Origin of the sequence: Aquabacterium sp. (assembly GCF_004297345.1) — a bacterium.
Lineage (GTDB): Bacteria > Pseudomonadota > Gammaproteobacteria > Burkholderiales > Burkholderiaceae_C > Aquabacterium.
Genome location: NZ_SCTN01000310.1, coordinates 1 through 12,742, shown reverse-complemented (window position 1 = coordinate 12,742; position 12,742 = coordinate 1). Strand labels below are relative to the sequence as shown.

The following is a 12,742-nucleotide window of genomic DNA, read 5'->3' as shown; positions in this document are numbered from 1 at the left end:
ATGCTCAAATCCCTTAATGCCTTGCACCAGTATCAGGAAGATGCTGCAGAGCACGCAGCCTCCGATGCCGATGCCCGCCACAAACAGGCCGCCATATGGTTCCTCATCCTGGCTGTGGGGCTGGGCGTGCCGGGCACTTTGGCTTCTGCGCAAGTGCTGCGCAATCTGCGCCTGGGTTTCGAGAAGGCCGACGCAACAGCCGATGCGATTGCGCACGGCGATCTGTCCGTGAAGATCCATGCCGATGGCGAGAACGAAATCGACTCCCTGCTACGCCGTCTGGAGCAGATGCGCGCCAATCTGGTGAACGTGATCTCGAAAGTACGCGCCACGGCTGACAGCATCGAGGTGGCATCCGCCGAGGTCGCGGCAGGCAATGCGGATCTCAGCCACCGCACAGAGCAAACGGCGGGCAATTTGCAGCAAACGGCCAGTTCGACGCAGCAGTTGGGCGTCACGGTTAGGCAAAACGCGGCCAATGCGCTGGAAGCCAATCAGTTGGCCGAAGGTGCCTCGCAAGTGGCATCTCAAGGCGGCGAAGTGGTGTCCCAGGTGGTCGATACCATGAAGGGCATCAACGAAAGCTCGCGCAAGATCGCCGACATCATCGGTGTGATCGATGGCATCGCCTTCCAGACCAACATCCTGGCGCTGAACGCCGCGGTGGAAGCGGCGCGTGCCGGTGAGCAGGGCCGAGGCTTTGCGGTGGTGGCAAGCGAGGTGCGTTCACTGGCGCAACGTTCAGCCGGCGCCGCCCGCGAGATCAAGAGCCTGATCGCCACCAGTGTGGATCGGGTGGAGGAAGGCACGCGTCAGGTGGATGAGGCGGGCTCCACCATGAGTGAGGTGGTGAACGCGATTCAGAACGTGACGGCCATTGTGGGCAAGATCAGCCACGCCAGCGCCGAGCAAAGCAGCGGTGTGGCCCAGGTGGGGCAAGCAGTGGGTCAAATGGATGAAGCCACACAACAAAATGCGGCGCTGGTTGAAGAAAGCGCCGCTGCGGCGGAAAGCCTCAAGCAACAGGCTCAACAACTGGTGCAGGCTGTGGCGGAGTTCAAACTGGATCGCTGACAAAGTACCTGGCACCCACCAAGCAAAAACCCGGCTTATCGCCGGGTTTGCTTTTGATCAGAACGTTTCCCAATCATCACTTGCCCCACCTTTCGGCTCACTCTTGGGCTCGAAAGATGCTGGCGAAGCCAGAGGCTCGCTGCGCGGTGCTGCGCTGACCTTCGGCGTTGGTGTGAAAGCCGGTGCAGCGGCAGACGCCGCGGGCTGCACACGGCTACCTGCACGGCGCTCCTGACCACCGTAGCTTGGCAACGATGCCGGTTTGCTCATGGACGAAACCGAGTGACTCATGCCATGGTCTACCTTGAACACGGCCACGGCCTGCACCAGTTGGTGGGCTTGCTGCTTGAGGCTTTCCGCCGCTGCAGCGCTTTCTTCAACCAGCGCCGCATTCTGCTGCGTGGCCTGGTCCATCTGGCTGACAGCGTCACCCACGGAGGCCACACCACTGCTTTGCTCGACGCTGGCTGCGCTGATCTCGCCAATGATGTCGGACACGCGCCTGATCGATGCCACGATCTCTTGCATGGTCGAGCCGGCCTGATCGACCAGCCCCGTGCCTTGCTCAACACGCTCAACGCTGGTGTTGATCAGGCTCTTGATTTCCTTGGCTGCCTCGGCGCTGCGTTGCGCCAAGTTGCGCACCTCGCCAGCCACCACGGCAAAGCCTCGGCCCTGCTCACCAGCACGCGCCGCTTCCACAGCGGCGTTCAGCGCCAGGATGTTGGTCTGGAAGGCGATGCCATCGATCACGGTGATGATGTCGGCGATCTTGCGCGAGCTTTCGTTGATGCCCTTCATGGTATCAACCACCTGGGACACCACCTCGCCACCGCGAGCGGCCACGCTGGAAGCCCCTTGTGCCAGTTGATTGGCCTGGCGCGCGTTGTCCGCGTTCTGGCGCACGGTCGAGCCCAGCTCTTCCATGGACGACGCCGTTTGCTGCAGCGACGAGGCCTGTTGCTCGGTGCGGCCTGACAGATCCTGGTTGCCCTGCGCGATTTGCGAACTCGCTGTGGCCACGCTGTCCGAGTTACGGCGCACGGTACTGACCACATTGGACATCTCAGAACGCATTCGATCGAGCGCCAGCACGAACTCGCCGACTTCATCGTCGACCTTGTCCGTGTTGGTGCCCGTGAGGTTCAAGGCGGCCAACTCATCGGCCTGAGCCTTGGCATAAGCCAGTCGTGATGCGATATTGCGCACGATCATCAGCCCGCCAAATACGCCGCCAATGCCGACGACCGCACTGATGAGGATCAGCCAGGTGGCCATGCCATCCTTGCCGGCACCGCTCGACTGAGACAAGGCCAGCGCACAAACGGCCGCTACCCCGGCCAACATGCCGCCAGTCAACACCTTGACTTGGGTTGTGATTTTCATGAACGACGTCCTTCAGCTTGACATGATCAAAGGCTGCAGCAAACCCACCCGGATCAGGCGGCCTTGCTGGCATAGCGACTTTCTATCGGCTCGCCTGCCTGCAACTTGAACATTGGTGCGCCTGGCCGACAAGCCCGCCCTCTTGTTCGTGATGAAGTACGCAAGTCGTGGTGGAATGCCACAGAATGCGCCTTGTTATCGCATGCACCGCTGTTGATTCATCCATGTCCTTGCCCTCCCCCAGGAACGCCACGATTCCCGCCACCTATGGCCTGTCTCTGCTGTCATTGATGACAGAGCACGGTCACGCTGAGCAGGACATCCTCGCGGGCAGTGAACTGAGCCGAGCGCAACTGCAGGATCAACATACCCAGATCAGCGGCTGGCAGTACGTGGTCATGCTCAACAACGCCTGGCGGCTGGACGGCGACAGTGGCCTGGCCTATGAGCTGGGCTTGCGCAGCCAGGTCACCAAACACGGTTTCGTCGGTTTTGGTTTGATCAGTTGCGCCACGCTGCGTGAAGCCATCGAGTTCAGCGAACGCTACTTTCAGGCGCGCGTGTCGGTCTTTCACAGCGACATGTCGATCAAGGGTGATCAGGTGGTGATCGACCTGCGGGAGACCATGCCCTTGGGGCCGCAACGTGCCTTGATTCTGGATCTGGTCCTGGTCGAGTTGTGCAGCCTGTTTGCCAAAGTGCTGGGTACCGACACGGCCACAGCAGGCTGGACCAGCGAGATCTGGGTGCCCTACGCCGAACCCGTGGCCTATGCCAGCTATAAAGACCGCCTGCCGCGCTTTCGCTTCAATCAAGCGGCGGTGCAGATCCGCTTCCCGGCACGCATGCTGGATGAACCGATCCCTTCGGCAGACGCCGTCAGCGTGCAGCTGGCGATTGACCGGTGTGAGCAGGAAATCGCCAAAAAGGCAGCCGAGCAAACCACGGCCGACCTGGTACGCGGCCATCTGATCTGCTCGGAGGGGCGCTACCCGGATGTCGCGGCGATGGCGCAAAAGCTCCTGCTGTCGGAACGCACACTCAAGCGCAGGCTGCAAGATGAAGGCTGCAGCTTTCAATCCTTGCTGGACCAGGCCCGCCATCAAGACAGCCTGCGCCTGCTGGGCAATCCCACCCTGGCGATCAAGCAGGTGGCCGAGGCCGTGGGCTACACGGATCCTGCCAACTTCGCACGTGCTTTTGCCAAATGGACCGGTTTTTCACCACGTGAATGGCGCCAGCGCCAAACCAGCCGTGGCCCGAATTGACTGGTTTTCGGCCTGATTACCCCTCACGCTCATCCAGGTCAACTCGGTACGCTCCTGTCTCAGGATTGCGTATAACGAGGAGACCATGAGCAAACGTATCAACCCCAATCGCATGAGCGATGCGCAGAAGTCGGAGCACATCCGCTCGGTGGTGCTGCAGGCAGGCGTTGAGCTGCGCCAGCGCCACGCCTGGCTGGCACACCAGGATGCCATTGGCGCCACCATCATGATCGTGTCACTGACCGGCATGATCGCCAGCGGCTGGCTGTACGTCGAAGGCATGATCCCCTGGTGGCTGTGTGTGCCGGTCACGGCCATCTTTGCCTCGTTCATCCACGAGCTGGAGCACGATCTCATCCACCAGATGTACTTCCGCACCAAGCCTTGGGCCAACAGCCTGATGCTGGCCGTCGGGTGGGTGGCACGCGCCAGCACCGTGAGCCCCTTTGTGCGCCGCAAGCTGCATCTGCACCATCACAAGGTATCCGGCACCGAATCCGATCTGGAAGAGCGCGGCATCACCAATGGCGAAACCTGGGGCCTGCGCCGCCTGCTGATGACGGCCGACAACATGATGGGCGTGATGCTGCGCCCCATGACCATGCGCAAGGCCGTGCGCAGCTACATCAAGGCCCAGCAGCCTGCCAGTAAGGCAGAGTTCATCAAGCTGCTGCGTGAACAGGCATCGGCTTTCCTGCCACTGGGCACGCTGTACTACTTCGTGTTCCACGCCTGGATCGTGCTGCATGTGGTGATGTGGGCTGCGCCGCAGCTCGGCTTCAGCGGCCCGCAATGGGCTGACGGCTTGCTGCAAAAGCTGGATGTGTTCGGTGTGGTCTACATGCTGCCCAGCTTGCTGCGCACCTTCAGCATCCAGTTCATCAGCTCCAACATGCACTACTACGGCGATGTGGAAGCACGCAACGCCATGCAGCAATGCCAGGTGCTCAACCCCTGGTGGCTGATGCCTTTGCAGCTGTTCTGCTTCAACTTTGGCAGCACACATGCCATCCACCACTTCGCCGTGAAAGAGCCCTTCTACATTCGCCAATGGAATGCCGGCATCGCCCACAAGGTGATGCGTGAGATGGGCGTGCGCTTCAATGACTTCGGCACCTTCAAGCGGGCCAACCGCTTCCACCTGACGCCAGCGGCGCCCGCACAACAAACGCGCACGGCCTGAAGAAGCCACCGTCATGCACGACAATCGGAAGCTGACAGCGAAAGCAGCTTCCGTACATGACCCAGCTCCCTGCCCTGATTCTGGCCGCCGGCCGCGGCGAACGCATGCGGCCTTTGACCGACGCCACGCCCAAGCCTTTGCTGCACGTACAAGGCAAGCCCTTGATCGAATGGCATCTGGAAGCGTTGGCGCGTGACGGCGTGCGCGATGTGGTGATCAACACCGCGCATCTGGAAGACCAGTTCCCCACTGCACTGGGTGATGGCTCGCGTTGGGGCTTGTGCATCCATTACTCGATGGAAGGCCGCGACCATGGCGGCGCGCTGGAAACCGCAGGCGGCATGGCCAAGGCCCTGCCCTTGTTGGGTGGCGCCTTCTGGGTGCTGGCGGGTGACGTGTTCGTGCCAGGTTTCCGGTTTGATGCTGACGCTGCTCAGGCTTTTGCGCAAAGCGAAGACTGGGGGCAGATGTGGCTGGTGCCCAATCCGGCACATGTGCCTCAAGGGGACTTTGCCTTGTCCGCACAAGGCCGTGTGCTGCGCAAGGATGTGGCGCCAGCGGGCACCCCGGCTTACACCTATTCGACCATTGGTCTTTACAAGCCGGCCATGGTGGATGGCATTGGCCTAGGCGAGAAAGCCGCCTTGCGCCCCTGCCTGGAACGGGCGATTGATGCGGGCAAACTTTCAGGGCGCCTGTACACCGGCCCTTGGGTAGACGTGGGCACGCCGCAGCGACTGGCAGAACTGAACACAGACTCGCCTGCGTGCTGAATCAGACCATGACTGCCATGAGCGCGCCAACGCCCATTCGCCAACAAGGCACCCAAGGCACACACCTCACAGCGGATCTGGCGGGCTGCAAGCCCACTCACCCCTGGATGACGCAAACGGAGGCCTTGCGCCAGGCTTGCATCCAGGCAGTGGCCGACGCCGGACTGCAAGCCGTGGGTGAGCGCTTTCATGGCTTCGAGCCTGCACAGGGGCATCAGGTGGCTGGGGTCACGGGTGTGGTGCTGCTGGCGGAATCGCACTTGGCCGTGCACACCTGGCCCGAACTGGGCGTGGTCACGCTGGATGTGTTCGTCTGCAATCTGTTGAGCGACAACGCCGAACGCGCTCAAGGGCTGCTCGATACGCTGGTGGCCGGTTTTGAGCCAACGCGCCAGTCTCGTCACACCTTGCTGCGCGCCTTGCCTGAAGCCCGCAACACCTGATTGGCCGCACGCACGCCGTGCGTGAAGGCCTCTTCGAATACGGAATAGGCTGACAGGTCACTGTGCGCGAAATGCAGGCGGCCTTGTGGCTGCTGCAACGCGGTCAGGGCCGCATGGCCACGCACACCCGGCACGGGGATGCTCATGGCGTGGCCATAGCGCATGAGGTCCATCTGCTGGACCAAGCCGGGCAGGTCTGGATGCACACGCGCCAGATCGGCCGCCACTCTGTCTGCCCATGCGCGCCAATCGTCCTTCAACAGGGCTTGCCGCAGCGCCTGCCCTTGCGCCGCATCTTGCCCACCCAGGGCCCAGTAGTGAGTCAGCAGCATGGGGCCGGTAACGGGTGCCAGGCTTTGATGGCGGGCATCGACATAGCCCAATGCCGGGGTGTCAACACCTCTCACGCCCTCCGAGATGTAGGGCACGTTGTCCCAGGCCAGCGGCGCACCGGGGCGATCAAAGAAGGGCTTGCTCAGCAAGATGTTGCTGACCAGCCAGGGCGCATAGGCCATGCGAGGGGCCATGGCTTGCAAAGGGGGCAAGGGCTGAGCGAGCAGCCGCTGCGCCACGAACAAGGGCACGGCCATCACAACCTGTTGCGCCACCCAAGGCTGCATGCATTGCTGGCCGCTGTGCCAGGTTTGCACCTGCACGCCATCGCGCCCTACATCCACACGCGTGGCCACCTGCCCCGCCTGCCAGCGCGCCCCCAGATCTTGGGCCAGGTGCTGCGTCAACCAGCCATTGCCTTGCGGCCAGGTGAGCACGGCATCGTGGGCCTCGCCCTGCCCCGGCACCTCGAAGCCATGCCGGCTGGCAAAGTAATGCAGCCCCGCCCAGGCCGATACGCGGCCCAGGCCTGCGCCGTAATCGTCACGGCAGGCGTAGTCCAGCAGCCAGCGCAAAGGCCGTGAGGTGTAGCCGTTCTGATCCAGCCATTGCGCAAAGGTGATTTGATCCAGCGCGTTCAAGCCCGCGTGCCAGGGGCGTTTGCTGGTGGGCATGGCAAAGCCCAGTTCGCTCACAGCCTTGTTCACGTCACGCGAGAAACGCTGGTACTGCGCCAGATCCTCTGCACTGAGGCTCTGATGAGGCAACAGACCATCGTGCCATTGGCCGCGCCACAAGCTGGGCTGATCCTGCCTGGCATCAGGCACAAACAGGCGTTCCTGCGGGCTGTGGCAGAGATGACGCTCGTCGGCCACCCAGCGCCCATGCTCGTGCTGAATCAGGCCGATCTCTTCCAGCCATTGGGCGACCTCAGTGGCGTCGGGGCCCGGCATGGGCAGATAGTGCGCACCCAGCGGGCAAGGCAGGTTCTGCACCATGTGCCCACGCGCGTTGCCACCGGGCTGGTTTTCCAGATCCAGCACAGCCAGGTCGTCCAACCCTGCCTTCATCAGCGCATGTGCGGCCGAGAGGCCCGCCACGCCAGCGCCGATGATCAGGGTATGCACACGCCGGGGGGCAGCACAGGTGGTTTGGGGCACCTGGCCATCACGCCAGGCATGGGCGCGGTCTACATGTGCGCCCACCCAGCCGCCTGGCAAGTCTGCCCTCAGGCCTGACTTGCTGCGCCCACCAGAACAGGCACTCAGGCCAGGCAAGGTCAGGCTTGCGGCCAAGGTGCCCGCATCGCCCAGCCAGCGCCGTCGCGTCCAGCTCATTGGTGCACGCGGCCCCACTCGGCCTCGAAGGTCTGCACCAGCACCTGGTTGCTCAGGCGATTGGGCTCGGCGGGCACGCGGGCCATGTCGGGCGGGAAATCAAACAGCGCGGGCAGGCCTGGCAAGGTCACGAAACGCATGCCATCAGGCAGCGACGAAGGCATACGCCACGGCCGGTGATGCGCCAGGATGAAACCCCACTCGCCAAAGCTGGGCACGTGTGCGTGATACGGCGTGGTCTGCAGGCCCACGGCCTCCAGTGTGCTGACCACCGTCCAGAAGCTGTGGCGTGCGATCAGCGGCGAGGTGGTCTGGATCACGGCATAGCCGCTGGCCGACAGATGCTGATCCAGCAAGGCGTAGAAGGTGGTCGTGTAGAGCTTGCCGATGGCGTGGTTGGTGGGATCAGGGAAGTCCACCACGATGACGTCATAGACCTCGTCATGCGTGCCCAGCCAGGTGAAGGCATCGGCGTTGACCACCTTCACGCGCGGTGCGTTCAGGGCATTCTTGTTGAGCTCGGTCAGGCGCGGGTCCTGGCGAAACAGCCTGGTCATGACCGGGTCCAGTTCGACCAGGGTCACCTGTTGCACGCTGGGGTACTTGAGGATCTCGCGCACTGCCATGCCATCGCCACCGCCCAGCACCAACACGCGGCGCGGGGCGCCTTGCGCACTCATGGCCGGGTGCACTAGGGCTTCGTGATAGCGGTACTCATCACGCGAGGCGAACTGCAGATTGCCATTGAGGAACAGGCGCGTGCCGCCATGGCCCTGTGTGATGACGATGCGTTGATACGGCGTGTCCTGCCGCAGCACCACGCCCTCGCCATAGAAGCGATCTTCCGCCCAGGTGGTGAGGGGTGGCGCACCGACCATGGCCGCAGCCAATACGATGGTCACGGCCACACAGGCCACGGCATGTGATCGCCATGTGCGCAGCTCGGCCTTGAACAGCCACAGCGTCCAGGCCGCCACCAGCACATTGAGCAGGCCGAACAAGACGCCCGTTCGCACCACGCCCAGATGCGGCACGAGCAGCAGTGGAAAGGCCAGCGAAACAACCAGCGCCCCCAGGTAGTCAAAGGTGAGCACCTCGGAGACCAGATCCTTGAGCGCATAGCGTCGCGCAAAGTGGCGCTTGAGGATGCGCATCACCAGCGGGATCTCCAGCCCGACCAGCACGCCGATGAGCATGACCATGCCGTAGAGCAAGGCCCTGAACGGCGATGTGGCCCAGGCGGGCAGCAGGCTGTTGGCCACGAACAGGGCCGCCGGCATCAGGCCACCAATCAGGCCGACGAGCAGTTCGATGCGCAGGAAGTGCGCCACCAGTTGGCGCTCCAGATAACGCGACAGCCACGAGCCCACGCCCATGGCAAACAGATAGGTGCCAATGACGGTCGAGAACTGGAGGATGGAATCGCCCAGCAGATAGCTGGCCAGCGCGCCGGCCGCCAGTTCATAGACCAGCCCGCAAGCAGCAACCACGAACACCGAGGCGAGCAAGGCCACCTCGGCCGGCGCCATGCGCTCGCGAGCGCCGGCCGTCGAAACCGGTTCAACCATGCACGGCTGCAGCCACGATCTGCCCGATGGCCAGGCACATGGCGCCGACCACGATGGCCAGGGCCACGTTCTTCTTCTCGACGATCTCGCCCCACAGGTCATAGGGGGTGAGCTTGTCCACGATGATGAAACAGATCCAGAACAGGATCACGCCCATCAGGGCATAAGCCATGGACCCCAGGAACACGGCTGGCTTGAGCCATTCGATGTCGATCATGTGTTTCTCCTAAACGCTACTTACTTGTGTGAACCGCCGCTGCTGTAGCCGCCGTATGAGCCACCAGATGAGCCGCCATGCCCGCTACCGCTGCTGTGATAAGACCTGCACTGCTGGTACTCCGTGCTGGACTCGCCGTAGGTGTCGCGTATGTCGCTGCAATCATCCGAGCAACGCGTCACGATGATGAGAAACACGAGTATGAGCACGATCCAGAACAGGGTTCCCATCCAGTCGGCCCAGTTGATGTTCGACAGCAGACCAGCGTCTCGCCTCATCGCCCCAAGCTGATCAGGCGCCATCCTGAAGGCCGCCATCACCTCCTTGGCGGTCAAGGCCTCGCCAGCCGACCAGGTGATCTCGCTGCCAGTCTGCTCGCTGTTGAGCATCAAGGCCACACCGTTGCTGTGCCCCGTGTAGTCCGTATTGATCGAGCGCTGGTTCTTGCGCACGGGCCAATAGAACTCGCCGAGCACGTAGGTGGTCTTGGCAGTGTAGGTGTAGCGCTTCTTGTAATCCGTGCCTTTGAAGTTGAGCTTGTCGCCCTTCACGGACGGCACGCCCGTAACCGTGCGCACCAGGCTCCAGCCATCTTCGGCATCCACCAGAAATACAAACCCGGCCATGCGGTTGTACAGCAGGTACTCCCGCCAGAACGTTTGCTCGTCATCCGAACCAGAGGGCTCGTCGCAGCGCTCCTGATAGCCCACCACCTGCCAGGTTTGAACGGTTCCGCCCACCTTCAGCCGGCCAATGCGCCCAAGGGGAATCAAGGGTTCCAGCGAATTGTCTTGCCGGTAGAAAGCCAGGTCACCACCCAGGCCCTTGCTGATGTCCACAACCGCCTTGCAACTGCTGCAAACGATGGATTGCGTGTTGTCCAGCGTGGGGGCGAGCGCCGTGCCGCAGCTTGGGCACTCGATGCCTTTGGCCTTGAGTTTGGCCTCGGAAGGCTGTTTCGCGTCCGGCAGGCCAGACAGCTTCAACTCAGCCAACTGGACCGAGCGCCCCAGACTCAAGGCTGGTGCAGATGCCTGCAACTCAACGGACAGCACCTCGCCTGCGGTATTGCGCAACTCGACCACCGGGTAGATGGCCTGGAGATCGGGCACGCAAGACAGCTCACCCTGCGCGGCATGCACATGTACCTGCACGCGCGAGGACAGCACCCAGGGCTGCTGCGCCACAAACAGCGCCGTGCCGACAGCAGGCTGCAGCAAGTCAGGCAAAGTGGGTGCCGGCGGTGGCAGGCCAAAACCGAACACATACGCGCCGTTGTCTTCACTCAGGCTGCCGCTGCGGCCGTTGTCAAACAGCGCATGCCATTCGGTCCAACGCCCTTCTTCGCCTTCATCGTCCTTGTAGGCCAGTTGCAGGCGGCCGATCAGCGTGAAGGCCTCGCCTTGATACTGGCCGCGCGCGCCCAATGTCAGCGGGCTGTGGTCATCGAACAGCTCGGCGCTCTGGCCAATGCGACGCAGCGATTCGCCATCACGCACCAGCGTGCTCTTGCAGAAACTGCAAACGGCCATGGGCGACGCCGCCGACCGGAATTCGACCGGCGCACCGCAAAAGGTACAGCTTGCCCGCCAGGCGCGCTGGCCTGGCTCTTGATCGCTCATGTCAGCAACCCGCCGCTCAGACGAGCTTCTTGAGCAGTTCCGCCTTCTTGGCGCTGAACTCGTCGTCCGTCAGGATGCCCTTGGCCTTGAGATCGGCCAGCTTCTCGATGGTGGCCATGATCTCGTCTGGCTTGAGGCCATTTGATGCTGCTGGCGCTGCACCTGTAGCGGCAGACGCACCTTGCAGCCCTTGCTGGATGGATTGGGCCATCACTTGACCCAAGGCCAGACCGGCCCCCAGCCCCGCCGCATCACCGGCCACGCCGCTACCCTGCCCCGATGCTGCGGCGATCGTTGGCAAAGCCTGCGCCGCCTGGTATTGCATGAACTGCCCCATGTTCTGACCGACCATGCCCATGCCGATCTTCTGGTCCAGGATCTTCTGCAGTTCTTCAGGCAAGGACACGTTCTGCACGGTCAGCCCTTCGATCTTCAGGCCGAGCGCCTCGAAGGACGGCGCAACAGCGTCAGACAAAGCCTTGGCAAATTCAATCTGATTGGCAGCCAGATCCAGGAAGGGGATCCCGCTTTGGGCCACGGCATCGCTCAGGTGCTGCAACAGCAGGCCGCGCAGTTGCCCGTCGAGATCGGCGACCGTGTAGGCCTCGCGCGTGCCCGAGACCTCCGTGTGGAACTTCTTCGGATCAGCCATGCGCACGGCGTAGTTGCCAAAGGCGCGCAGACGCACGGCACCGAAGTCCTTGTCGCGCAGGGTAATGGGCTGGCTGGTACCCCAGCGCAAGTCCAGTTGCTGGCGCGTGCTGAAGAAATACACGTCACTCTTGAACGGGGAGGCAAACAACTTGTCCCAGTTCTTGAGGTTGGTCAGGATCGGCAGGGTCTGGGTGGTCAACTTGTGGGTACCGGGACCGAACAGATCGGCCACCTTGCCTTCGTTAACGAACAGCGCCATCTGCGATTCGCGCACCACCAGGGTGGCGCCATTCTGGATTTCGCGGTCCTCGAAGGGAAAGCGCCAAGCCAGCACGCCGTCGGTGGACTCCATCCACTCGATGACGTCTATGAACTGTTTCTTGATGAAATCGACCAAACCCATACTTTCCTCCCACGTCGCGGCGCCTCATGCGGACGCCCGTCAGCCCGCATATTACCCACATCCTCGGACACCCTTGCCGTAGAATCGCCACTCCGATCAACAGCCCCTGGATCTACACCATGCCCCGCTGTCTCAAGACGGTTCTGGCCACCCTGGCCTTGGCTGCCCCTGCCCTGGTTCTGGCGCAAAGCGCCATCCTCGGCGCCTCGTCGACCAGCACAAGCACCAGCAGCGACAAAGGCCCCCCGATTTCCAATCCGGATACCGTGCAAGGCCGCGCCATCACCATCCCGATGCAATCGCTGCGTGGCGACATCATCTTTGGCCAACCACCAGAGGTCTCGCTGAACGGCAACACTGTGCGCCTGGCGCCGGGTGCCCGCATCCGTGACCTCAGTAACCTGCTGGTGCTCTCGGGCAACCTGATCGGCCAACGCTACAAGGTCAACTACACGATCGACACCTATGGCCTGCTGATGAA

11 protein-coding genes and 1 pseudogene are annotated in these 12,742 nt (G+C 62.5%); 6 read left to right on the top strand and 6 right to left on the bottom strand.

Annotated elements, in window-relative coordinates:
• Positions 1 to 1,074, top strand: a 1,074-nt coding sequence (locus EPO09_RS11045) for a methyl-accepting chemotaxis protein (protein WP_290643043.1), incomplete at its 5' end; no start/stop codon positions are given.
• A gap of 57 nt (positions 1,075 to 1,131) precedes the next feature.
• Here the strand turns inward: EPO09_RS11045 and EPO09_RS11040 are convergent.
• A pseudogene (locus tag EPO09_RS11040) lies at positions 1,132 to 2,169 on the bottom strand (methyl-accepting chemotaxis protein); the annotation flags it as partial.
• Between the two features lie 515 nt (positions 2,170 to 2,684).
• Here EPO09_RS11040 and EPO09_RS11035 point away from each other — a divergent pair.
• The 4 genes from EPO09_RS11035 to speD all read left to right on the top strand — a co-directional run bounded on the left by EPO09_RS11035 (position 2,685) and on the right by speD (position 6,127).
• A complete protein-coding gene (locus tag EPO09_RS11035; protein WP_290643042.1) occupies positions 2,685 to 3,728 on the top strand; it encodes an AraC family transcriptional regulator in 1,044 nt (347 codons plus the stop codon).
• Between the two features lie 85 nt (positions 3,729 to 3,813).
• Positions 3,814 to 4,911 (top strand): fatty acid desaturase, encoded by a 1,098-nt coding sequence (locus EPO09_RS11030; RefSeq protein ID WP_290643039.1) that lies wholly within the window; start codon positions 3,814 to 3,816, stop codon positions 4,909 to 4,911.
• A 56-nt stretch (positions 4,912 to 4,967) separates the two neighbouring features.
• On the top strand, positions 4,968 to 5,684 hold the full coding sequence (gene murU, locus EPO09_RS11025) for an N-acetylmuramate alpha-1-phosphate uridylyltransferase MurU (RefSeq protein ID WP_290643036.1): 717 nt from the start codon (positions 4,968 to 4,970) through the stop codon (positions 5,682 to 5,684).
• Positions 5,685 to 5,692: 8 nt separating this feature from the next.
• Positions 5,693 to 6,127, top strand: coding sequence for an adenosylmethionine decarboxylase (gene speD / locus EPO09_RS11020; protein WP_290643034.1), 435 nt, complete (start codon positions 5,693 to 5,695; stop codon positions 6,125 to 6,127).
• On the opposite strand, the gene EPO09_RS11015 is transcribed toward speD, so the two are convergent.
• The 5 genes from EPO09_RS11015 to EPO09_RS10995 are packed head-to-tail and all read right to left on the bottom strand — an operon-like array spanning position 6,085 to position 12,261.
• Positions 6,085 to 7,797 (bottom strand): NAD(P)/FAD-dependent oxidoreductase, encoded by a 1,713-nt coding sequence (locus EPO09_RS11015; RefSeq protein WP_290643032.1) that lies wholly within the window; start codon positions 7,795 to 7,797, stop codon positions 6,085 to 6,087. The two genes, speD and EPO09_RS11015, sit on opposite strands and share 43 nt — an antisense overlap.
• On the bottom strand, positions 7,794 to 9,365 hold the full coding sequence (locus EPO09_RS11010) for a polyamine aminopropyltransferase (protein ID WP_290643030.1): 1,572 nt from the start codon (positions 9,363 to 9,365) through the stop codon (positions 7,794 to 7,796). Before EPO09_RS11010 ends, EPO09_RS11015 begins: the two co-directional genes overlap by 4 nt.
• Positions 9,358 to 9,582: a DUF350 domain-containing protein gene (locus EPO09_RS11005; RefSeq protein ID WP_290643028.1), complete on the bottom strand. Its 225-nt coding sequence runs from the start codon at positions 9,580 to 9,582 to the stop codon at positions 9,358 to 9,360. Before EPO09_RS11005 ends, EPO09_RS11010 begins: the two co-directional genes overlap by 8 nt.
• 20 nt (positions 9,583 to 9,602) lie before the next feature.
• Entirely contained in the window at positions 9,603 to 11,204 is a 1,602-nt protein-coding gene (locus EPO09_RS11000; RefSeq protein ID WP_290643026.1) for a DUF4178 domain-containing protein, read from the bottom strand.
• A 16-nt stretch (positions 11,205 to 11,220) separates the two neighbouring features.
• Entirely contained in the window at positions 11,221 to 12,261 is a 1,041-nt protein-coding gene (locus EPO09_RS10995) for an SPFH domain-containing protein (RefSeq protein WP_290643024.1), read from the bottom strand.
• Between the two features lie 119 nt (positions 12,262 to 12,380).
• Between EPO09_RS10995 and EPO09_RS10990 the strand changes: the two genes are divergently transcribed.
• Positions 12,381 to 12,742 (top strand): hypothetical protein (locus EPO09_RS10990; protein WP_290643022.1); only part of this gene is annotated, 362 nt, incomplete at its 3' end.